This window comes from Planococcus notacanthi, assembly GCF_030407825.1.
GTDB classification, from domain to species: Bacteria; Bacillota; Bacilli; order Bacillales_A; family Planococcaceae; genus Planococcus; species Planococcus notacanthi.
Genome location: NZ_JASDCQ010000002.1, coordinates 524,077 through 545,466, shown reverse-complemented (window position 1 = coordinate 545,466; position 21,390 = coordinate 524,077). Strand labels below are relative to the sequence as shown.

The following is a 21,390-nucleotide window of genomic DNA, read 5'->3' as shown; positions in this document are numbered from 1 at the left end:
CCATCCACTCCCTGATTATCAGTCATATGTAAAAAATCCCTGTCCTGATTTGCGTCCCAAACGGCCGGCCCGCACGTATTTCTTCAAAAGCGGTGCTGGGCGGTATTTCGAATCATTGGTTTCGTTATAGAGCGTCTCTGCTACAAACAACATCGTGTCCAAACCGATCAAATCCGTTAAAGCTAACGGTCCGATCGGATGGCTGGCACCCAGCATCATTCCTTTATCAATATCCTCTGCAGATGCGATGCCTTCCGATAGGACAAAAATCGCTTCGTTGATCATCGGCGTCAATATGCGATTGACTGCGAATAATGGTGCTTCTTTAACCGATATCGCAGTTTTATTGAAACGTTCGGCCACTTGGTGCGCAATTTCAAACGTTTCGTCACTCGTTTGTTCACCTCTTATAATTTCAACCAATTGCATCACCGGTACCGGATTGAAGAAGTGCATGCCGATCACTTTATCGCTCCGTCTTACAGCGCTGGCCATTTCGGTAATGCTCAACCCTGATGTATTGGATGCGAAAATAGTAGAAGGTTTACAGATCCCATCAAGTTCAGTCAACAAACTCTTTTTGGGTTCAATTTGTTCGATGATCGCTTCGATGACCAAATCGACATCTTTCAAATCATTGATATTTCCCGTCGGTGTAATTCTTCCGTGAATTTCATCGCTTTGGCTTTGATCGATTTTCTTCTTCTCGACATTCCTGCTTAAGGTCTTCTCGATTCTCGCTATCCCTTTTTCCAGCCCTTCGGCATTCACGTCATACAAGAAAACCTTGTAATTCCCTTCTGCAGCTACCTGGGCGATGCCATTCCCCATAATTCCTGCACCCACAATCGCAATGCTCTTCATCGCTCCATCTCCCTTCAAAATTTAGTGTCCACGAAAATCAGCCTTTCGCTTTTCAGTAAACGCTTTGACACCCTCTTGCATATCCTGTGTTTCAGCAAGTTCTGAAAACAATTGCGTCTCCAGATCCTGGCCTGCGGCTAAACTTAATTCCAATCCTTCATCGATTGCTCTCTTAGCATTCGCGACTGCCAACGGCGCCTTCAATGCTATTGACTTTGCCAACTTTACAGCGCTCTCAAACGCTTGTCCCTGCGGCACCAGTTTTTCCACCAAGCCCGTTTCGTATGCTTCTGTGCCTGACAAAAGTTCACCTGATAAAATCAGTTCTTTTGCTTTTCCGGCACCGACAAGGCGCGCCAAACGTTGTGTGCCACCGTACCCTGGTAAAATACCAAGTCCGGTTTCCGGCAGACCTAATTTTGAATTTTCTTCAGCAATCCGGATATCACAGGCAAGCACCAATTCCAGCCCTGCTCCTAAAACCAAGCCATGTACTGCACAAACAACCGGTTTTCCGCCTGCCAGCTTATCAAATATCTTTTTTCCTTTTTCCACCAGTTCTATGCCGCTGTCTTTCGTCAAACTCGGAAATTGACGAATGTCAGCGCCGGCCGCAAAGGCTTTTTCTCCAGCTGCCCGAAGCACGATCGCCCGAATTTCTTGATCCTGATCGATTTCAATAATAGCTTCGTTCAACTGGTTCAGCAATTCGTCTGTCAGCACATTCAAGGGCGGATTGTTCAAAGTCAGCACTGCCACCATCTCCTGGCGCTCGAGCTCAATCATTGTCCACTGTTCTTTCTGCACCGGCCTTCCTCCTCATAGTCTTTTAGTGGGTACTTTTTGATGGTCGTTTACAATTTTTCCGTCAGTAAACAACGGGACCACGTCCACTGTTTCGTAATGCCTTAGCACAAATTCCACTGAGTCTGTAAAGTTGAAGCGTTTTAATAAATGCGCTGTTTCACATTCATATAACTCCTTGAATGAATTTTCCTGTGCATGAAGATAAGCCTCTCTTGCCAGTTTCGAGGAATCGGATAATTCGTAACTTCCTTTGCGCAACAGGTGTTCCACAATTTGTCCCGCTCCAATGAAGTCTTCCATTGAAAAACGGTCATCATTTCCTGAACAGACCAGAACAATAGACGAACCATCTTGCTGCAGATTGATTCGCTCTGCAATCACGTGCCCATTCACAAGGGATGAAATAAAAAGCACATTTGCCTTGCTCGCCTTTTCAATGGCGATGGTGCCATTCGTGGAACAGATGATGGCCGCCTGCTTAGCATCGCTTAGCTTGATCAGGCAAGGATCAGGATATTGAAACCCGTGGATGGATTCCCCTTTAGTTTCTCCAAGAAGAATATGGGGTTCGCTATGTTGTTTGGACAACTCTATCGCCTGGGTACTGTCCTTCACTGCATAAATCGGTTCGAAATTATTTTCGAGCAAAAAAGCAATCGTCGAAGTCGCAAGAAGAACATCGATGACCACGGCAGTACAGCCTTTTAGCTTTTCTTCTGCCACCGCTTCTTTTTGGGTAATGACATGGATTTTCCTCATCTCGATCAATTCCTTTGAATTTATGTCTAGTTAATGGGTTGATATGACTGTAAGCCATCATATTTTTCACGGATGGATGTTTTTGTTTAAGCCAACATCTTCAAAAAATATTCAGCATAAATATCTTCTACCTTTTCTTTCTTGAACTTTCCTTCTGGCGAATACCAGACCTGTACCCAGTTCGTAGCTCCTAGTATAATCATGCGCGCCATCTTTTTATCGGAAACCGTAAATTCTCCCCGTTTCACGCCTTCAGCTATGATCTTGTCGAAAATCCGTGCATATTGATCACGTTTTTCAATAATTTCTTCGATATTGTCCTCCGAAAAAAGTTGTTCTGGCTTTACGATCAGGTTAAAAACCTCTTTTTCCCGTATCGCAATGTCCAGATGCGTTTTAATCGCTTTTTTCATTTTGTCCATAGAAGATAATTCCTCTTGATAGATCGCTTCCATCTGTTCCATGGCTGCCGACAAAATCAAGTCATGGCAACTGTATAGAATTTCCTCTTTATTTTTGAAGTAATAATAGAGGGCACCTTTGGTCATCAGCAATTCAGCTGCAATGTCTTCCATGGTTGCGTTCTGATAGCCATTCCGTGATATAACCAAACTCGCAGAACGAAGAATATCTTCTTTTTTCTTGGCCACTTTTCGTTCCCGGAGACTCATGACACCACCTCATTCTTTCAGTATCAAAGCAGTTCTTCAGGCTTTGCTTCGGTTTCAATCATTACCATAGAAGGCTTTTTGACTAAAATATTCTTAATTAAAATAAAGACATTTTCAATCACGATCATGGCAAAAGCGATAGGAATCAGAAAGAATAGCGGATACAGTGGATACAAGGTTCCAGCAGCGGGAAACGCGGTCTTGCGTTCAAGGCCACTCATGGCATATTCCCAGCTGAATTGTACAATCAGTACGAGAACAAACAACTCAAGCAGCAACATGAAGAAAATCAGAATTCGTTGTGCTGTGGCATTCAGTTTTTCCAAGATCAAATCCATCTTCGGCAACACGCCTGACGCATAGACGTAGGCAAGCCCCGGAAAGACGACCAAAGGCATCATGTAATTCTGGATAATCTCAAATCCTCCGCGTATCGAGCTCGAAAAGAAGGTTCTCATGGCAACGTCATACACAATCAACAGCATCATCACCAGCACACTGATGCCACTGATCCAGATTCCTGCCAGTTTAATGTAATGAAATATTTTATAAGCTTTCCATACACCGTTCATTCAAATCCACTCCCTTCAATCGCTTACATGGAATTCGGCAGCCACGTGGCAAGCCCTGGAAACGCAATCATCAAACCGCAGACGATGACCATAGCGACGATTGCAAAGACCATGGCAATGCGGAATATTGATCCTGAACTGATTCCACTGACACCGGCAACTGCATAGACACTCAAACCGACAGGCGGAGTAATTAAGCCAATCGTACAGATAACAGCGACGAAGACACCGAACCAGAGAATATCGACTTGCAATTCTTGAATGATGGGCAGGATTACTGGAATTGACATCAAAATGACAGCAGCACCTTCTATAAACATGAACATGATGAACAGCACAACTGAAATAGCAACCAGCACCAATACCGGTGTATCCATAATTGGTTCGATCAATTCAATCAAGCGCCTCGGCAACAGCGATAAAGAAACAAAGCGCCCAAAAATTTGCGCACCGATCATGATGATCATGACCATTCCTGTCAGTTTTACAGTTTCAACAACCGAGGTTTTGAAAAACTGGAAATTGACTTTCCCCAGAACCAATGCCGCAAGCAAACCGACAAAAGCACCCACAGCTCCCGCCTCAGTCGGCGTAAAGATACCCGAATAGATGCCGCCGAATATGACGAGGACGATGATGACAGCAATTACGCTTACAACAATCAAACGGATAGCAGATAGTTTCTCCGGCAACGGTGCATCTTTGATTTCCGGTTCCTCAATTTGTGTGTGCTTTTTTCTGTCCATTTGGAAGTAAACCAGCATCACCAGGATAAAAACAACCATGGTCAATATCCCTGGAATAAAAGCACCCACAAAAAGACTGCCTACAGGCGTCTCAGTCGCTACTCCATAAAGGATCAGAATTATGCTCGGCGGTATAATTCCAGATAAAGAGCCCCCTGATGCTGCAATGGCTCCAGCAAGCGGTGCACTGTAACCGTGCTTGCGCAGTTCCGGAATTGCCACTTGCCCCAATGAAGCCGAGGTTGCCGTTCCTGAGCCTGAAACTGCCCCCAGCATGCCTCCAATAATCAAAGTCAAAACACCAAGCAAACTGTTTTTCCCTTTAGAAACCTTATGGACCATATAAAAAATGTCCTGGACCAAACCGGACTGAAGAATAAACTGAGCCATCAATACAAATAGGGGGATGGTCGTTAACGTATAACTGGCCACCCGGTTAAAGGGTTCATTTCCAAGCAGCCCCGGAAGAATTCCAAAGCCTTCCAATAAGATTAAGCCGATTATTCCACTGGCAAGGAGTACTGAATGTATATACAATCCCGTTACCAACAGGATTATCATCATTACCAGAATAATTCCTATGACCAATAAGTTATCCATTTCAAGACCTCCTTGCATCAAATTATAAAAAGAAAAAGGAATGGCTTTTGGATAATAAGCTATTCCTTTTTCCCAAACGGCTATTCCAGATTCATAATGGCTTCTGGCACTTCACCGCCTTCTTCAATTAGAAGATCTCTCCACATCTTAACCAGGTCATTTCCTGGCATGCCGTTGTCTTCAAGCAATTTTGCATAGTCTGTCCATGTTTCTTCAATCCCTTGGTTAAAGTGGTCTTGGACTGCTGGATCCAGGTCCGCAAAATCCACGAATTTTCCGCCATTCGCTTCATTTTCCGGTATGATTTCTTCTGAACGGGTAATCCACTCCTGCGCACCAGGCTCAAAAATCTCTTCGTTTGCCTGTGTCATCGCTTCCTGGACATTGTCAGGCATTTCGTCCCATTTCTCCTGGCTCATTCCAATAAACGCATTGAAATGCCCGAAATTGATGCCCGTCAACGTGTACCGGAACAAATCTTGGAAGCCATAGCCTGTCCAATCGGCAATGCTGTAAAATGCACCTTCAAATGTACCTCTGCTCAAAGAATCATAAATTTCCACAGCCGGCATCGTTACACTGTTGATGCCCGTCTTTGCAGCATACATTTCATGGATGCGGGACGGCGTGCGAAGCGAAGTGCCTTCTACATCACTGACTGCCTTAAACTCATGGCCAGTTGTGGAAATTGAGTATTCTTGTGTAGTGGAAATCGGGAATACTTTGAAATCACCAAATTGCATTTCGGTGTAGGTCTGGCCATCTGCCAGTTCCTCTTCACTTTCGAGAAGTTTTTTCCATGCATTTGAAGCAATCAGTGTATCCGAATGGTTCAGCGGCAACATTGTCACTTCCGCCATCGGGAATTGATCCGGCTGATAAATCGGCAGGACGATCGCAACGTCCACTGTACCTGTTTCCAACGCTTCCGCTTCATCGGGAACTGCTACCAGTTCTCCACCGGTGAACGATTCAAATTGGACTTGGCCTTCAGTGAGCTCTTCCACTCGTTCCATCCATGGCACCATTGAAGCTTCCCACCAAGCATGCTGGGCACTGAGTCCGGTAGCCGCACGCAGCGTAATTGTTTCACCTTCTGATGAAGAGCCGCCCGAATCCCCACCGCCCCCACATCCTGACAATAAAAGCACTAAACCGAGACCAGCTGCTGAAAAGCGAAATTTGTTTGATTTCATCTTTTTCCCTCCATCCGTTTAATGTAGTGATTGTGAAGACCTTTTTGCATCCACTTACAAAAGACCAATCCTATTTCCCATTAAATTGAAGAAAACTTTTTCTGAAATGGCTTCTTGAGGTTTCCATATCTGCAGCAATTTTTTGTTCTTTGTCCAGACTCTGTGGTCGATACTCCTCATGGTTTTACGACGAGTTTCCCATAAGTTTTGCGGTCACCTAATAAGTCCAAAGCATCCGGAACCTGTTCAAATGGATATTCTTCATAGATCATCGGCTGAATAGCGCCTTTTTCATACAAAGCCATTAATTCATGATGGGCTTTCATTACTTCTTCCGGATACAAATTGCGGAATAGGCCGAAATGTACGCCTACGACAGAATAATTTTTTATCAATGCGTGATTGGTCGGCGCATCCGCAATTCGGCCGCCTGCAAAGCCAATGACCAGTAAACGCCCTTCAAAGGCGATGCATTTTCTGGATCGGTCAAAGGTGTCACCGCCTACAGGATCAAAGATGACATTGGCACCTTTTCCTCCCGTGGCTTCTTTAACAATGGCAACAAAATCTTCCGTCCGGTAATTGATGACCTGATCGGCGCCAAGTTCTTTGCAAACGGCTGTCTTTTCATCACTGCCGGCTGTCGCGATAACAGTAGCTCCTGCCGCTTTTCCAAGCTGGATTGCTGCAGAACCCACGCCGCCTGAACCCGCATGCACCAGTAATGTCTCCCCTTTTTGAAGGCGTGCTGTCCGGTGCAATGCGAAGTATGCCGTCTGATATGTGATGAATAAAGAAGCGGCTTCACTGTAAGACAGCGAATCGGGAATCGGGAATATGCCTTCTTGCTTCACAACCACCCATTCGGCAAGGCCGCCACTCGGCAATTGAGGAGTAGCTAAAACACGCTGTCCGAGTTGGATATCTACTCCATCTCCTGCTTTTTCAATAACCCCTGCAATTTCAGCACCCGGTGTAAACGGCAAATCCGGCTTTTCCTGATACTTCCCTTGGCATTGGAGAATATCAAAAAAATTCAAGGCAGCTGCTTCCACTTTCACGAGCACTTCGCCGGCTTTTGGTTCCGGATTCGGAAGCTCTGCAAGTTCAAGTGCTTCCTGTGGATCTCCTATACGGACAACGGTCCAAGCCTTCATCTGCAAACCCCTCCTTTATTTTACATTTGAACTTTCTTTGAGTTGTTCGCGCAGTTCAAGGCGCCCGACGTCACGCAAATGGACTTGATCGGGACCATCAACTAAACGAAGTGTGCGTGCATTGGCATAATGTGCGGCAAGCGGGAAATCTTCCGTTAAGCCGGCTCCTCCAAATACTTGCATGGCACGATCGATGACATTCAACGAAACGCGCGGTGCGGCAATCTTGATCATGGCAATTTCTTTACGCGCTGCCTTAGCGCCTTCCATATCAATCTTATGGGCCGCATGCAAGGTCAACAGACGCGCCTGTTCGATTTCGATTCGGCTTTCAGCAATGATTTCTCTGATAACGTCCTTTTCCGCTAAAGTTGATCCAAATGCTTCTCTGCTGTCAGCGCGTTTGCATAACAGCTCCAGTGCCCGCTCAGCTGCTCCGATGGCACGCATGCAATGATGGATACGCCCAGGCCCTAGGCGTCCTTGTGCGATTTCAAATCCACGCCCTTCACCCAGCAGCATATTCGATGCCGGTACACGGACATTGGTGTAATGGACTTCAGCATGGCCTTGCGGTGCATCGTCATAGCCGAAGACTGTCAACGGACGGATAATTTCCACTCCCGGTAGATCAAAAGGTACGAGAATCATCGACTGTTGCTGATGCTTGGCTGCATTCGGATCTGTTTTCCCCATGACAATGGCAATTTTACAGCGAGGATCCATGGCGCCGGTAGTCCACCATTTTTTCGCATTGATGACATATTCATCGCCGTCACGAACGATGCTGCTCTGGATGTTGGTGGCATCGGAAGAAGCGACAGCCGGTTCGGTCATTGAGAAGCAAGAACGGATTTCTCCGCGCAGCAAAGGCTCCAGCCATTGTTTTTTCTGTTCTTCCGTTCCATATTTGACGAAGACCTCCATATTGCCGGTATCCGGTGCATTGCAATTGAACAGTTCCGGCGCAATCAGGGAACGACCCATAATTTCGCATAGATGTGAGTAATCATAATTGGACAGCCCCGCTCCGTATTCGGGATGGTCTAAGAATAAATTCCATAAGCCCTGTTCTTTTGCTTTTTCTTTGAGCTCTTCGATAATCGGTGGAATTGTCCAGCGGTCTTCTGCTTCCTGCAGATACTTTTCGACAGTCGCTTCGTTCGGATACACATAATCATCCATGAATTTCAGTAATTTTCCTCGTAGTTCTTCAGCTTTCGGTGATAATTCTTTAAGCATTTGTTTTTCCCCCTATGGTTTTTAATGTATTTTTTAAAATTTTGCCGGAAGCATTTCTTGGCAGGCTATCAATCAATTCAAATTCCTCTGGCACCTTGAATTTCGCCAATGATTTTCGGCAATGTTCTTTTAAAGCACTGAAATCTTCGGCATCCAATTTAGGACCCACCACAAACGCTTTCACTTTTTCCCCGAAAACCGGGTCCGGCTCACCGATGACAGCAGCTTCTACTACATCAGGATGAGCTTTCAAGACATCTTCCACTTCAATCGAGAATATTTTCTCGCCTGCGCGGTTGATCATGTCTTTTTTGCGGTCACGGATATAGATAAAGCCGTCTTCGTCCTGAATCCCTAAATCGCCGGAATGCCAGTAACCATCTGTGAAACTGCTTTGATTGGCTGTCGGGTTATCCCAGTATTCCTTGATGATCATCGGCCCTTTGATATAAAGCTCACCGGATTCGCCAGTCGGACATTCTTTTCCTTCCGCATCAACGATTTTGATATCGCCCACTTCCACTGGAAGGCCGACTGACGTCACTTTGGAATCGGGATAATCCAATGGCATTAAAGTTGCAGGAGAAGTGGTTTCTGTCGCCCCATAGGCATTGTGCAACTGCGCATTCGGAAATGCTTTCTTCAGCATCGCAAAGGTTTGCTGATAGATCGGCGAACCCCCAAAAGCCACTTTCTTCACAAAGTCAAACGAGTGTTTTTGAAATTCTTCACTGGTGGACATCATGATGAAAATGGTCGGTACATTAAAAAGGAAATTGATTTTGTGTTCAAGTATGCGGTTGATGTATTCTTCGTTCTGATAGCGCCGCATACTGTAAACTGTCCCTCCGACATAGAACATATGCAGCAATTGGCCGACCAGTCCAGTTACATGGAACATCGGCACCGCAATAAGGGTTTTAAATGTATCATCGGTTGCAAAAACTGATTTATAATTCATCAAACTGTGGACGACATTGATATGTGTCAGCACCGCACCCTTGGGCCGTCCGGTAGTTCCGGATGTATACAGGATGAAAACGCCGTCTTCTTCGCCCACATCCGTTTGTCGATAAGGTCCACCTTTCACCAACAGTTGTTCATATGAATTCTGGCCATCGATAACGAAGATGTTTTCCAGGGACACCGCAGCGGCGCCTTGGTTTGCTTTTTCTACCTTATGAAAAAACTCTACTTCACTGATGATTATGCGCGGCTTGGAATGACCAAAGATATACTGCAGCTCTTCCTCTGCTAATTTGACATTGATCGGAACCATGATCGCTCCAATTTTTGCGCATGCGAGGACCAACAGAGGAAATTCAGCACGATTGCCGACGACAACTGCAACACGATCCCCTTTTGCAATTCCGCGGTTTTGAAGGTTAGCCGCGATTGCATCTGATTGATCTTCTAATTCCCGATAACTTAGAGATTGATCTTCGGTGACGACGGCGAGCTTATCTCCTTGAATCTCGCTGCTTCTCTGAATAATTTCTCCAATGGTTTTCGGACGTTTTTTAAATATCTTCACATTTTCACGGCCAAATAGACTTATCTCCTGAATTTCCATAAAACGCCTCCTTTCTTTACACTGAAATGAAAGCCCTTACATAAAGAGTCAAAAAATAAATAGTCAGAATTATTATACTTTTGCTTCAAAGTTAGTATAATCGTTCTCTTTTTGAATTACAAGTCAAATTTCTAATTATCAGAATACTTTTCATAAAAAAAAAGACGCTTTGAGTTTATCAAAGCGCCTTTTTGTTTTATTCGCCTAGATCCACATTGTGGTAGACCTGCTGTACATCTTCCAAATCCTCAATCGCATCGATCATCTTCTCGAATTGCTCTTGCGCGTCTTCCGGCAACGGCAATTCATTTTGTGCAAGCATCGTCAATTCCGCTACTGTAAATTCAGTAATGCCGGCACTTTTAAATGCTTCCTGCACCATATGGAATTGATCCGGCTCCGCGTACACGATTACGCCGTCTTCTTCTTCCATGATGTCACGTACGTCGATGTCCGCCTCCATCATCAGCTCAAGCACTTCGTCAGCTGTCTTGCCTTCGATGCCGAATACCGCCGTATGGTCAAACATGTAGGCAACAGATCCGCTGACGCCCATGTTGCCGCCATTCTTGCCGAATGCTGCACGGACATCCGAAGCTGTGCGGTTGACGTTATTGGTCAATGTATCCACGATTACCATAGAACCATTCGGTCCGAATCCTTCGTAGCGCAATTCATCGTAGCTTTCTTCAGATCCGCCTTTGGCTTTTTCCACTGCCCGGTCAATAATCGCTCTTGGAATGCTGTAAGTCTTCGCGCGTTCCAACACCACTTTCAATGCCTGATTCGATTCCGGATCCGGCTCACCTTGTTTGGCAGCTACATAGATTTCACGCCCGAATTTTGCGTAGATTCGGCTTGTGTTGGCATCTTTAGATGCTTTCTTCTCTTTAATATTATTCCATTTGCGTCCCATTAAATTTCCTTCTCTCTATAAAGTTTCCTTCGGAATGATATTCACTATGTACTATTATAGTACAAATCTTTTAGATGTAACGTATTTTGCAGTCAAAAATCATAGTTTTCATCTAATCAAATGCTTTGATTTAAAGACAAGGAAGGTGTACGTTTTAATTGTGAGAATAGTTCAAATCCAGAAGGAGGAATTCATTATGGCAGAAAGTAAAGTTCTGATCATCACTGGCGGCGCAAGCGGAATCGGCCGGCATGCAGCTTACCAACTGGCAAAAGAGGGCTACGCCATCGTAGTAGCCGATTTCAACGAAGAAGGTGCAAATGACACAGTTTCCCATATTGAATCAGAAAATGGCAAAGCGGCAGCGTTTAAAGTAGATGTATCAAAAGCCGAGCAAGTGGAAGCGATGGTGAATTTTGCTGTTGAGAAATTCGGCACATTGAATGGCATTTTCAATAACGCCGGCATCGGACTGGTCAAGCCCTTGCTTGAAATGGATCCCGCATCCTACCACAAAGTGATTGATGTCGATCAGCATAGCGTTTACTACGGAATCTATTACGGCGCGAAAAAAATGGTCGAACTTGGCACAACTGGAACGATCGTCAACACCGCCTCGATTTATGGATCGATGGCCGCTAAAGGCAGCTTTAACTACAACGCAGCCAAAGCCGCAGTCGTCATGATGTCGAAATCGGGCGCACTGGAACTTGCCGAGCATGGCATTCGCGTGGTCGGCGTCGCACCTGGCTTTATCGACACGCCGATTCTTGGAGACGACCCGGAAATGAAAAAAGCTTTATCGGCTCTCCATATGCACAACAAGCTTATCCAACCCAAAAAAGTGGCCAATGTCGTCAAGTTCCTGTTCTCTGAAGAAGCGGCAGCCATCAACGGCTCTACTGTCGCAGTGGACGATGGTTTCTTAAGCTTCAAATAAAAATAGCGGTGCTGTTGTTTTTCAGCTTGCCGAAAATGTCTACAAGTGTCCATTTTGCTTCAGGCTTGTTCGTTCCACGAGCAAATTTTTTCGGAATGAGTGAGGAACTCTTTTTATTTCTTTGAAAGCCCTCTTTGCCGGCCTAGCAAAGGGGGCTTATTTGTTTTCAGCTCTTAGGGAGGGGGTGCTTCATATAGATTTGTGGGCGCTCGCGGGCGTATAGACCGATGTGTGGACGTTCCACAGGAATTTGCAGTCTTCCATTCATGAAAAAACAGTGCTGCCCTTTAAGGCAGCACCGCTTCTTTTATACTTTATCCGTACGATGATATTCAGAAATCTGGATGATCCGCACATTCCGTGTATTCAGCTCATGGTAAATTCCGCGGCTGTCATGAAACGAAATATATTGATCCCGTTCGCTTTGCACCAGTCTTTCCGCTTTTTCCTGTGAATCCACGTGGATAAAGCGGCGAATATAATGCTCTTCATCGAAAAAATAAGTCACTTTGAACTCTTTCATCAGAATCCTCTCCTTATGAGTGATAGGAAGCTTTTTGATGGAAGTAATTTGGTTTGACCAAGTTGTTCTTATAAGGCTTATGGAAAATATGGGTGGTGGCCGGAGACATTGGCGGAATCAGCCATGCCCAGTTGCCGGTGACGTCCCGTCCTTCCGTTTCTTCTTTTTTCTCGAAATTCTTGAACTGCTTAGCTGCTGTATGATGGTCGACGATGGTCACCCCTGCTTCCTGGAAGGATTCCAGAACAGCGATATTCAATTCGACTAACGCTTTGTCTTTCCATAAAGAGCGATTCGTTTGGGTATTCAACCCCATCAGTTCCGCTACTGCAGGCAGAAAATTATAACGGTCTTCATCCGCCAAGTTTCTGGCGCCGATTTCAGTTCCCATGTACCAGCCGTTAAAAGGGGCCATCTTGTATTCAATCCCGCCAATTTCCAGTAACATATCTGAAATAATAGGAATCCCATACCATTTGATGCCGAGCTCTGAAAACGCCGGAATTTCAGGATGACCGATTTCGACTTCGATAATCGATTGCTTTGGCACATCTTTTAGAAAAGGCGCTTTGCCTGGAACCTCGATGACCAAAGGCAAAATATCGAAAGCTGTTCCAGCTCCCTTCCACCCAATATCCTGGCATCGCTTAGTAAGTTCCACTGAACTTGAATCACCGATGACACCATCCGCAGTTTCGTAACCGGCATAGCGGATCAATTGATGATTCCACAAACGCAATGAATCTTCATTTTCTTTTGCAGCGCGGAACACCGTGATAGCCGGACGGATTTTCCCGTCGTTTGCAGCAAAGTCGATATGCTGTATCAGAGCATTAAAAATCCCTTCAGCTGTTGTTTGATGCCGCTCATCAAATACCGTCAGTGAATTCCAGAACAAACGGCCAATACAGCGGTTATTATTGCGCCAGGCCATGCGTGCTCCATGCTCCAATTCCTCAAAGCTGTGGGTGTAGGTTCCTGTCCGTTCAATTTCCGTTTTGATTTCAAGCAGTCTCTCGGCTTTCTGGTCTTGGCATTTTCCCAATTCATCGTAACAAATCCCTATAAACTCAGTGGCTTCTTCCAGTAAAAGCATCGTCGAATTGCTTAGCGTCATTGTATTCACTCCTTGCCCATATCATATCACCTGCCCCTTGTTCTTTTCAGTGACAGAACTCTGAACTCCCTATGTTTTTGTCCTTTTTTCCAGTACACTAGAGCAAAGTAAAGATATTGTCAGGAGGAGCACATACCGATGGTCAAAGCGATTTTTTTTGATTTAGATGATACTTTGTTATGGGATAAGAAAAGTGTTGAAACAGCATTCCAGGAAACGTGCCGATTAGCTGAAGAATTAACCGGCCAGGACTGTTCCGGCTTGGAAGAAGCGGTAAGAGCTGCGGCAACTGAACTCTATGCAGGATATAATACATACGACTTCACCAAAATGATCGGCATTAACCCTTTCGAAGGCTTATGGGGCACTTTCGATGATGAAGGATCTGATTTCCAGCAGATGAAAGCCATTGTTCCGGCTTACCGCCGGGAATCTTGGACAGTTGGATTGAAAAAAATCGGCATCGACAATCCAGATATCGGCAGCCAGCTTGCTGAGTACTTCCCGGAAGCACGCAAAAGAAACCCTATCCTTTACGAGGAAAGTTTAAAAGTATTGGAAGATTTAAAAGGCCGTTATGAATTGTTGTTGTTGACCAACGGATCTCCAAGCCTGCAGCAGATTAAACTGGAAATCACACCGGAAATAGCTCCTTTCTTTGACCACATCATCATCTCGGGCGCGTTCGGAAAAGGCAAACCAGATCCCGACATCTTCCATCATGCCTTATCAAAATTCGGCCTTTCCGCCGATGAAGTGCTGATGGTCGGAGATAACCTCATGACCGACATCATCGGTGCTGAAAAAGCCGGTATTCGCTCAGTTTGGATTAACCGTGAAGAGAAAGCTCCACATGAATCCATCATCCCGACATACGAAATTCAGCATTTGGAAGAACTACTTCAGTTATTGGAACAAATACACCCCTAAAAAAAGGCCCTCTAAGCGAGGGCCTTTTTTCTGTCATTTATAGATTGATGGGAGTGACTCCCTGGATTTCTTCCAGTTTCGCTAATTGCTCCAGGCTGCCTGCTTCGGCGGGTCTATCGATTGACAGCATCATAATCGCATCTCCACCAGCATTTGAGCGTCCAACCTGCATTGTGGCAATGTTGACATTTTCCTGTCCAAGCAAGGTTCCAACACGCCCGATAACTCCCGGGCGGTCATTGTGTCGCACAAACAGCAAATGGCCCTCTGGCACAACATCTACCAGATAATCATCCACTTTAACGATGCGCGCACCTTGTCCATTCATCAAAGTTCCGGCTGCTTTTCTTGTTCCTTTTGCTGTTTTCACTTCCACAGTGATCAGGCTCGTAAACCCTTTCGCTTCGGTAGTCTTTTGCTCATTGACCACAATCCCTTTTTGATTGGCGATGTACATAGCATTAACGTCATTCACTTGTTTGCCAAGATGACGCTTCAGCAGGCCCTTCAGCATATTGCGTGTTAATGGCCCGACTTCCATATTGGCCAAGTCCCCCGCGTAGCGGATATTGACTTCTTCTGCAGCCACACCTGTCAAATCTGTCAAAAATGCACCTAAACGCTCTGACAAATCAAAGTAAGGCTCGATTTTCTTCATGATTTCTTTTGGCACAGATGGCAAGTTGACTGAGTTGCGGACAGTTCCAGTCGTGAAATAGCTGACAACGTCCATGCTGACATCCACTGCTACGCTTTCCTGGGCTTCAAATGTGCTGGCACCTAAGTGAGGCGTTGCAATAACTTCCGGCAAATCCAACAGACGGAAATCAACCATCGGCTCCTGTTCAAAAACGTCAAGGGCTGCTCCTGCAACTTTCCCTGATTTTACTGCGTCGTAAAGCGCATTTTCATCAATGATTCCACCTCGTGCACAGTTGATGATCTGAACGCCATCTTTCATGATTTCGAATGCTTCTTTATTGATCAAGTGCTTGGTTTCTTTCAATAAAGGTGTATGGACAGTGACAAAATCCGCCACTTTCAAGACATCTTCCACCGATCCGAAATCCACGCCCAGTTTATCTGCTTTTTCTGCAGTCAGGAACGGATCATAGGCAATGACGTTCATGCGCTGCCCTTTGGCACGCGCCGCCACTTCCTGTCCAATCCGGCCAAAACCGACGACTCCGAGGGTCTTGTTTTTCAACTCGACTCCGACATATGATTTGCGGTCCCAGTTTTGATTGCGCAGTGCATGGAATGCTTGTGGAATTTTTCGCGCCATTGACATCAGCATCGCCATCGTATGCTCGGCAGCAGAGTTCGTGTTGCCGTCGGGGGCATTGACAACGATAATGCCGTGTTCGGTTGCAGCTTCCAAGTCGATATTATCGACGCCGACACCGGCGCGTCCAATAATCTTCAAGTTCGATGCCTTTTCAATCAATTCCCGTGTCACTTGCGTTTGGCTTCTCACCAGCAGGGCATCAAAGCCTTCAATGCGCTCTCCTAATTGTTCAGGGGTCAAATCGGTCTCCATGACAATGTTTACGCCATTTGCCTGGCGCAACGGATAAATCCCTTCTTCGCTGAGTGGATCACTGATCAATACATGAAAAGTCATTTAGTTTCCTTCCCTTCTGTTAAAAAGACTTGCTGTGCAGCGGCAATTCCTTTGCCAAGTTCAATCTTTTTTCCTGCTTTAACCAATCCGATTTCCATTGCAGCAATTGCCTGCAGCATATCTGCTGGTGAGCAATAGCCCATATGGCCAATGCGGAATATAGCTTTCGCTAAATGCTGTTGGCCGCCCGCCACTTCCAAAGCGAACTCTTTTTTCATTATTTTACGGAATTCTTCAGAATCAAAATCCTCAGGTTTTACAGCTGTGACTGTTGGCGATGCATCTTTATCAGAAGCCAGCAATGGGATGTCCAATGCTTTAAAAGCGGCCCGTGTCATTTTCATCATCAGATGATGCCTTGCGTATACTTGCTCCAGCCCTTCTTCTTCCAGCAGCTCAAGCACTTGCTGCAATCCGAACAAGATGGATAATGCCGGAGTGAATGGTGTTGTACCTTTTAAAATATTGTCTCTGTGTTTTTTGAGGTCCAGATAAAAGCGCGGTTGAGGATTGGCTTCGATTTTCTTCCAAGCGCGTTCGCTGGCTGCTATAAATGAGAGGCCCGCAGGAAGCATAAATGCTTTTTGTGATCCGGTGACCACTACATCGATGCCCCATTTGTCCATCTCCGTAGCAGTTCCTGCCACACAAGAAACGCCGTCGACAATCACCAGTGCATCCGATACCTCTTTAATGGCAGCTGCCAATTCTTTGATTGGATTCAACACGCCGGTAGATGTTTCGCAGAAAGTCGAAAAGACCACTTTGATTTCAGGATGTTCCACAAGGAAGTTTTTGACTGCCTCCGGATCAACAGCAAGGCCCCATTCGACATCGAAAACATGGGTCTGAATGCCATATGCTTTACAAATTTTCGCAAAACGTTCGCCGAATGCGCCAGTTACGAGAACCAGAACTTCTTCACCCGGAGCAACTGTATTGACCACGGCTGTTTCCAGTCCCGCCGTACCACTTCCTGTTAATATCATGACTTCCTGCTTGGTTCCAAACACACGCTGCAATTTTGGTCTGATGTCACTGATCATTTCAGAGGTGCTTTGTCCGCGGTGTCCGATCATCGGCTGTGCCATCGCGCGTTGTACGCTCGGCGGAATTGGAGTTGGTCCTGGGATTCGTAAAATTTGTTGGTCTGTCAGCATAATGAGTTCATTCCCCTCTCGATTTCCCGCTTTTGCGGGCAAAGTGTGTGTAAAGACGACAAAAAAGACTCTCCGCCCCTACATAAAGATGCAAGGGGCGAAGAGTCTTCCATTTCGCGGTACCACCCTAATTCACTGTCATCAAACTGACAGCCTCATTGGTTCACATGCTTAACGGACATGAAGCGGAAAGGCCTACTGAAAGTTCAGCCCATCTATTCAGAAGTGCTGCCAGACACCGAAACCACTGATTCTCACCAACCATCAGCTCTCTTAAGATTTCCCTGTGCAAAGCGTATCTTCATCAAAATAGTTAATCTGTATTCTTGAATTGATTCCATCATATACAGCCTAAAAATCGTTGTCAATATATAAAAAATTTTTTGACTTCTTTGCAAGCGTTTCCATTCTTTATAAACGTTGAAGCCGTGCCGCTCTAAGGAAATCTAAAAATATTTTTACAATTCAATCAAAATAGTCTATTACAGAGAATTAGGCAAGCTAGATTATTCTTTACAGAAAAATAGAATGATTACTTAAAGTGAAGAATTAATATACATATTCCGAATTTGAAATTAATCCATTACATCTGTTTTTGTCCCGTGTAATACAATAAAAAAAACCGTTTATCGGTTGTTGAACTGATAAACGGTTTATTAATCAACCTAAGCCAAAATCATTTACCAATGAGGCAAGGCCGCCTTGGTAACCGCTGCCGATTGCGTTGAACTTCCATTCGCCTCCGTGGCGGTATAATTCACCGACCACTAAAGCTGTTTCAATCGAAAAGTCTTCTCCCAAGTCATAGCGGATCAATTCTTCGTTTGAACTTTCGTTGACGATACGGATAAAGGCATTCGACACCTGGCCAAAGTTTTGTCCGCGGCTGTCTGCTTCATGGATCGTCACTGTAAATACCACTTTGTGGATGTCTGCAGGTACGTTCGGCAAATCAACGATTACTTGCTCGTCATCGCCTTCTCCTTCTCCTGTCAGGTTATCGCCTGTATGGACAACCGAACCATTTCCGCCTTCAAGGTTGTTGTAGAAGACAAAATCTTCCGGTCCGCGTGATTTACCGTTTTCCCCTACAAGAAAAATCGAAGCGTCCAAGTCAAAGTCTCCGCCGCCGCTGTATTTATTGGTGTCCCAGCCTAAACCGACGACCACCTTAGTAAGCCCTGGATTTGTTTTCGTTAAGTCGATTTTCTGCCCTTTTGAAAGGTTGATTGTTGACATATTGTTTCCTCCTCCGATTATTTAGCTTTACGTTGTGTGTCTTCGTACTTTTTCTGCAGTTCTTCGATGCGGAGACGTCCTTCTTCACGCATTTTGCGATTTTCCTGCTCAATCTCCCGCGTGTCGTTCATCCCCTGCATAATAGTCTCCCATGTCTGTTCAATGGTTTCAATCTTGATGCTTGGCTGTCCAGACATTCTGGCAATGTCTACGCTTTGGCGTGAAATGTCATTGGCGTTATTTAACAGCATTTCATTGGTGCGGCGATCCAGCTCGCTCATCGATTCAGCTACCAGATTTTGCCGTTTGGCTGCAATGGCATTGATCAAGCCTGTTTTGAATATCGGAATGGTCGTCACAAAAGCTGAGTTGATTTTCCCAATCAACTTTGTATTCCCACGCTGAAGCATGCGGATTTGAGGCGCTGATTGATAGGAAACCTGTTTCGCCATTTCAAGATCGTAGACGCGCTGTTCCAGAAGTTCGATGGCATTTTGCAGAGAGTTCAATTCCATGAGAGCCATTTGGTCACCAGATTCCGCTTTTGCACGGACAGCCGGTTCCTGGGCTTTCAGTTCTTCGACTTTGATGTCGCCGGCCGCAATGTATTTCTCCAACTCCATAAAATAGTTGAAGTTCTGGTTATACAGCTCTTCCAAAGTGGTCGTCGATTTTTTCATTTCGCCTTCATACTTGGTGATTTCAACATATACTTTATCGATTTCCGTACCCATCGTCTGGTATTTATTGAACAGCTGCTCAATCACTTTATTGCCTTTATTGAAGATCTTATTGAGGAAGCCTTTCTTTTCAACAAAATCTTTTTTGTCGAACTTGTCCATGATCTTACCAAGTTGCTTCAGCAATTCACTGGATTCTTCCATGCTGTTTGACTGTACGGAATTCAACACTTTTCCTGTAAAAGCAGAAATTTCATTGGCAGGCTCACGGCCGAATTCCAATAAAGCGATTTGGTTTTTCGGATCGATCTTCGAAGCCAATTGAAGGACTTCTGGATCTTTCTTCAATTGAACTTTAAGCTGGTTTTCATCTTTCATCACCAATTCTTGCTGTTCGATTTGATCTGGCATATTGGTCATCCCATTTCACTCCTTTTTGGCTATAGCCATTTTTTGAATATTTTTTTCACGACTGAAGGTTCACGGTAAGGCTCGTTGAAGCTCCGCTCATCCAGCCAATGGGTATCGAACGATTCCGGGTCGACCCAGCGTTCAATGTCTTGATGCCCTTGTGGATTGATGATGATGACATCAAGTCCGAATATGTGGATCAAGGCAATCGCATTTGCGTCTGCACGACTCAACTCGCCATCTTTTTCTTCATTGTAGAACAACATAGTCGGTACGAATTGCGGATAATCGAATAACTGGATCAGTTGAATCACCGAATCCGGCAACGACATCGATTGAGAAAAAGCATAGAGCTGCAAGTCTTCAAACGATTCGCCGTTTTGAGGCAGCAGAATCGGTTTCTCTACATGTCTTGCAATTGCCGCTGCGATTGCCGTCTGTACCCCATCCGGCAATTTATTGTATTTCCACCAATGGGCGGCTTTCATTTTTTCAGGGTCGAGGCGCCCGTCTCTTCCAAGCGCAGCCCGGTAATGGAATTGCTGGTTGCCTTTTCGCTCTTCTATAAACGGAAAGCTGCGGACCAGCTTCGTATCTTCCCGCTCGGTCAGGTTATGGACATTATCCCAGAAGCGCTTTCGGTCTTTTTCGATGCCCATCATTTTCGAGAAAACTACGGGAATGTTGACGCTTCCGCTCGCTACTGAAAACGAGGGGCGAACCATCGCGCGTTCTTTGGCAAGCATGAAAGCTTCATCCATCGTCGTTTTCAGGCGAACTGAATGCGTCCGGTAAGATTTGAATTGGAATGGCTTATAAAGTCCAGAATCATCATGATGCAATAGCCGGTCCACTTCCTGAGTAGCCCGATAAGCCACTGTCCCGACACGCTTCGGCTTTTCTTCCGGGAATGGGAGGAGCGACTCGGCATTTACCTGGAAGCTATGGCTGTGCAGCCCTTCTTTTCCAAGTGCCTGCTCCAACCACCCTTCTCCTTTTGGATCATAGACGATGACATGGAAGCCATAAGCGGCTGACAGCTTCAAGAACCAGGTTTCACTTTCCGAAGCACTGCCGTACCATAGAAAGCCCGGCAATCCTTTTTCCAGATCCAGCTTTTCAATTTCAGGCTCTATATGGTTGAACATCCATTTGACCAAATCAGTCGTTACGCGGCGGAAGGAAGAATGGGTCGTATTTCCACTGGACTGCTCTTGAAACGCTTTCAGGATATCAATCAGTACAATGCGCAGCCTTCTGTTAAGGCCTGGATCTTTCAATCTTGGCAGCAGCCCTTTGCCGTCAAGAAATGCCACCATGCGGTTTGGCGACAGGCCCTTTTCTTTTTTATTCATTTCAAACAAATCCTGCAAAGTCCGCAGCCGGTCCTGTTCAATGTGCTTGTCCATTTTATCGGAAAGCCGGATCAGCCGTCCTTCTGATGCTTCGATGACATTATAGATGGCTGCAAAATATTCATCGGCATCAAGGGGCATCCCTGTAACCTGTCCAAGCAGCTGCGGATACGTAATCTGGTCTTCTTCAATTTTTGTCTCACTGTGATCCACAATCGGTTTTTTCAGCCATTCCCCAATTTTTTCTGGATCCCAGGTTTTTGCGGGGATCGGATGCAATTGAACCATCGGAATCTCTCCTTGCTTTG

The 21,390-nt window shown here is 45.4% G+C and carries 20 protein-coding genes and 1 other annotated feature; of the genes, 2 read left to right on the top strand and 18 right to left on the bottom strand.

Translation table 11 applies throughout. The features are described from left to right. Nucleotides 1-18 precede the first annotated feature (18 nt). From QMA01_RS10235 to QMA01_RS10185, 11 genes are all read right to left on the bottom strand, one after another. Nucleotides 19-864 (bottom strand): 3-hydroxybutyryl-CoA dehydrogenase, encoded by an 846-nt coding sequence (locus tag QMA01_RS10235; RefSeq protein ID WP_290214914.1) that lies wholly within the window; start codon nucleotides 862-864, stop codon nucleotides 19-21. A 21-nt stretch (nucleotides 865-885) separates the two neighbouring features. Continuing rightward, on the bottom strand, nucleotides 886-1,671 hold the full coding sequence (locus QMA01_RS10230) for an enoyl-CoA hydratase/isomerase family protein (RefSeq protein WP_290214913.1): 786 nt from the start codon (nucleotides 1,669-1,671) through the stop codon (nucleotides 886-888). 12 nt (nucleotides 1,672-1,683) lie between these two features. Next, nucleotides 1,684-2,430, bottom strand: a complete 747-nt coding sequence (locus QMA01_RS10225; protein WP_290214912.1) for a 2-phosphosulfolactate phosphatase — start codon at nucleotides 2,428-2,430, stop codon at nucleotides 1,684-1,686. Nucleotides 2,431-2,516: 86 nt separating this feature from the next. After that, complete coding sequence (locus QMA01_RS10220; RefSeq protein ID WP_203338912.1) at nucleotides 2,517-3,101, bottom strand: TetR/AcrR family transcriptional regulator; 585 nt, start codon at nucleotides 3,099-3,101, stop codon at nucleotides 2,517-2,519. Nucleotides 3,102-3,124: 23 nt separating this feature from the next. Continuing rightward, nucleotides 3,125-3,673, bottom strand: coding sequence for a TRAP transporter small permease (locus QMA01_RS10215; protein ID WP_203338911.1), 549 nt, complete (start codon nucleotides 3,671-3,673; stop codon nucleotides 3,125-3,127). A 23-nt stretch (nucleotides 3,674-3,696) separates the two neighbouring features. Next, nucleotides 3,697-5,019, bottom strand: coding sequence for a TRAP transporter large permease (locus tag QMA01_RS10210; protein WP_203338910.1), 1,323 nt, complete (start codon nucleotides 5,017-5,019; stop codon nucleotides 3,697-3,699). 80 nt (nucleotides 5,020-5,099) lie between these two features. Then, nucleotides 5,100-6,215: a TRAP transporter substrate-binding protein DctP gene (gene dctP, locus QMA01_RS10205; protein WP_290183906.1), complete on the bottom strand. Its 1,116-nt coding sequence runs from the start codon at nucleotides 6,213-6,215 to the stop codon at nucleotides 5,100-5,102. A gap of 176 nt (nucleotides 6,216-6,391) precedes the next feature. Beyond that, nucleotides 6,392-7,372, bottom strand: coding sequence for an NADPH:quinone oxidoreductase family protein (locus tag QMA01_RS10200; protein ID WP_290183905.1), 981 nt, complete (start codon nucleotides 7,370-7,372; stop codon nucleotides 6,392-6,394). A 15-nt stretch (nucleotides 7,373-7,387) separates the two neighbouring features. Continuing rightward, on the bottom strand, nucleotides 7,388-8,614 hold the full coding sequence (locus QMA01_RS10195; RefSeq protein WP_203338907.1) for an acyl-CoA dehydrogenase family protein: 1,227 nt from the start codon (nucleotides 8,612-8,614) through the stop codon (nucleotides 7,388-7,390). Continuing rightward, nucleotides 8,607-10,187 (bottom strand): class I adenylate-forming enzyme family protein, encoded by a 1,581-nt coding sequence (locus QMA01_RS10190; RefSeq protein ID WP_290214910.1) that lies wholly within the window; start codon nucleotides 10,185-10,187, stop codon nucleotides 8,607-8,609. The genes QMA01_RS10195 and QMA01_RS10190 overlap by 8 nt, the downstream gene beginning before the upstream one ends. Before the next feature lie 196 nt (nucleotides 10,188-10,383). After that, complete coding sequence (locus QMA01_RS10185) at nucleotides 10,384-11,103, bottom strand: YebC/PmpR family DNA-binding transcriptional regulator (RefSeq protein ID WP_290183904.1); 720 nt, start codon at nucleotides 11,101-11,103, stop codon at nucleotides 10,384-10,386. Nucleotides 11,104-11,299: 196 nt separating this feature from the next. Between QMA01_RS10185 and QMA01_RS10180 the strand changes: the two genes are divergently transcribed. Next, a complete protein-coding gene (locus tag QMA01_RS10180; protein WP_290214909.1) occupies nucleotides 11,300-12,043 on the top strand; it encodes an SDR family NAD(P)-dependent oxidoreductase in 744 nt (247 codons plus the stop codon). A 307-nt stretch (nucleotides 12,044-12,350) separates the two neighbouring features. Here the strand turns inward: QMA01_RS10180 and QMA01_RS10175 are convergent, their stop codons facing one another. Together QMA01_RS10175 and QMA01_RS10170 are read right to left on the bottom strand one after the other, a co-directional pair. After that, nucleotides 12,351-12,566, bottom strand: a complete 216-nt coding sequence (locus QMA01_RS10175; RefSeq protein WP_290183902.1) for a hypothetical protein — start codon at nucleotides 12,564-12,566, stop codon at nucleotides 12,351-12,353. 13 nt (nucleotides 12,567-12,579) lie between these two features. Continuing rightward, the gene (locus QMA01_RS10170; RefSeq protein ID WP_290183901.1) at nucleotides 12,580-13,683 is read right to left on the bottom strand and encodes a nitric oxide synthase oxygenase; all 1,104 of its coding nucleotides are present in this window, start codon (nucleotides 13,681-13,683) and stop codon (nucleotides 12,580-12,582) included. A 138-nt stretch (nucleotides 13,684-13,821) separates the two neighbouring features. Between QMA01_RS10170 and QMA01_RS10165 the strand changes: the two genes are divergently transcribed. Beyond that, nucleotides 13,822-14,613: an HAD family hydrolase gene (locus tag QMA01_RS10165; RefSeq protein WP_290214908.1), complete on the top strand. Its 792-nt coding sequence runs from the start codon at nucleotides 13,822-13,824 to the stop codon at nucleotides 14,611-14,613. A 37-nt stretch (nucleotides 14,614-14,650) separates the two neighbouring features. On the opposite strand, the gene serA is transcribed toward QMA01_RS10165, so the two are convergent. The 5 genes from serA to QMA01_RS10140 form a co-directional block, all read right to left on the bottom strand. Further along, entirely contained in the window at nucleotides 14,651-16,237 is a 1,587-nt protein-coding gene (serA, locus tag QMA01_RS10160; protein ID WP_290214907.1) for a phosphoglycerate dehydrogenase, read from the bottom strand. Continuing rightward, on the bottom strand, nucleotides 16,234-17,397 hold the full coding sequence (locus QMA01_RS10155) for a pyridoxal-phosphate-dependent aminotransferase family protein (RefSeq protein WP_290214906.1): 1,164 nt from the start codon (nucleotides 17,395-17,397) through the stop codon (nucleotides 16,234-16,236). The genes serA and QMA01_RS10155 overlap by 4 nt, the downstream gene beginning before the upstream one ends. A gap of 90 nt (nucleotides 17,398-17,487) precedes the next feature. Next, nucleotides 17,488-17,714 (bottom strand) — a binding site (T-box leader). Nucleotides 17,715-18,057: 343 nt separating this feature from the next. After that, complete coding sequence (locus QMA01_RS10150; RefSeq protein WP_191714987.1) at nucleotides 18,058-18,636, bottom strand: TerD family protein; 579 nt, start codon at nucleotides 18,634-18,636, stop codon at nucleotides 18,058-18,060. A gap of 17 nt (nucleotides 18,637-18,653) precedes the next feature. Beyond that, nucleotides 18,654-19,736, bottom strand: coding sequence for a toxic anion resistance protein (locus tag QMA01_RS10145; RefSeq protein WP_203338894.1), 1,083 nt, complete (start codon nucleotides 19,734-19,736; stop codon nucleotides 18,654-18,656). 20 nt (nucleotides 19,737-19,756) lie between these two features. After that, entirely contained in the window at nucleotides 19,757-21,370 is a 1,614-nt protein-coding gene (locus QMA01_RS10140) for a YceG family protein (RefSeq protein ID WP_290214905.1), read from the bottom strand. Nucleotides 21,371-21,390 lie beyond the last annotated feature (20 nt).

What these genes read in the sequence shown, in the direction of transcription:
- QMA01_RS10170 (WP_290183901.1), bottom strand. Translation starts at nt 13,683, where the DNA reads ATGACGCTAAGCAATTCGACGATGCTTTTACTGGAAGAAGCCACTGAG.
- dctP (WP_290183906.1), bottom strand. Translation starts at nt 6,215, where the DNA reads ATGAAATCAAACAAATTTCGCTTTTCAGCAGCTGGTCTCGGTTTAGTG.
- QMA01_RS10175 (WP_290183902.1), bottom strand. Translation starts at nt 12,566, where the DNA reads ATGAAAGAGTTCAAAGTGACTTATTTTTTCGATGAAGAGCATTATATT.
- QMA01_RS10200 (WP_290183905.1), bottom strand. Translation starts at nt 7,372, where the DNA reads ATGAAGGCTTGGACCGTTGTCCGTATAGGAGATCCACAGGAAGCACTT.
- QMA01_RS10150 (WP_191714987.1), bottom strand. Translation starts at nt 18,636, where the DNA reads ATGTCAACAATCAACCTTTCAAAAGGGCAGAAAATCGACTTAACGAAA.
- QMA01_RS10235 (WP_290214914.1), bottom strand. Translation starts at nt 864, where the DNA reads ATGAAGAGCATTGCGATTGTGGGTGCAGGAATTATGGGGAATGGCATC.
- serA (WP_290214907.1), bottom strand. Translation starts at nt 16,237, where the DNA reads ATGACTTTTCATGTATTGATCAGTGATCCACTCAGCGAAGAAGGGATT.
- QMA01_RS10140 (WP_290214905.1), bottom strand. Translation starts at nt 21,370, where the DNA reads ATGGTTCAATTGCATCCGATCCCCGCAAAAACCTGGGATCCAGAAAAA.
- QMA01_RS10165 (WP_290214908.1), top strand. Translation starts at nt 13,822, where the DNA reads ATGGTCAAAGCGATTTTTTTTGATTTAGATGATACTTTGTTATGGGAT.
- QMA01_RS10190 (WP_290214910.1), bottom strand. Translation starts at nt 10,187, where the DNA reads ATGGAAATTCAGGAGATAAGTCTATTTGGCCGTGAAAATGTGAAGATA.
- QMA01_RS10215 (WP_203338911.1), bottom strand. Translation starts at nt 3,673, where the DNA reads ATGAACGGTGTATGGAAAGCTTATAAAATATTTCATTACATTAAACTG.
- QMA01_RS10180 (WP_290214909.1), top strand. Translation starts at nt 11,300, where the DNA reads ATGGCAGAAAGTAAAGTTCTGATCATCACTGGCGGCGCAAGCGGAATC.
- QMA01_RS10185 (WP_290183904.1), bottom strand. Translation starts at nt 11,103, where the DNA reads ATGGGACGCAAATGGAATAATATTAAAGAGAAGAAAGCATCTAAAGAT.
- QMA01_RS10220 (WP_203338912.1), bottom strand. Translation starts at nt 3,101, where the DNA reads ATGAGTCTCCGGGAACGAAAAGTGGCCAAGAAAAAAGAAGATATTCTT.
- QMA01_RS10210 (WP_203338910.1), bottom strand. Translation starts at nt 5,019, where the DNA reads ATGGATAACTTATTGGTCATAGGAATTATTCTGGTAATGATGATAATC.
- QMA01_RS10195 (WP_203338907.1), bottom strand. Translation starts at nt 8,614, where the DNA reads ATGCTTAAAGAATTATCACCGAAAGCTGAAGAACTACGAGGAAAATTA.
- QMA01_RS10145 (WP_203338894.1), bottom strand. Translation starts at nt 19,736, where the DNA reads ATGACCAATATGCCAGATCAAATCGAACAGCAAGAATTGGTGATGAAA.
- QMA01_RS10225 (WP_290214912.1), bottom strand. Translation starts at nt 2,430, where the DNA reads ATGAGGAAAATCCATGTCATTACCCAAAAAGAAGCGGTGGCAGAAGAA.
- QMA01_RS10155 (WP_290214906.1), bottom strand. Translation starts at nt 17,397, where the DNA reads ATGCTGACAGACCAACAAATTTTACGAATCCCAGGACCAACTCCAATT.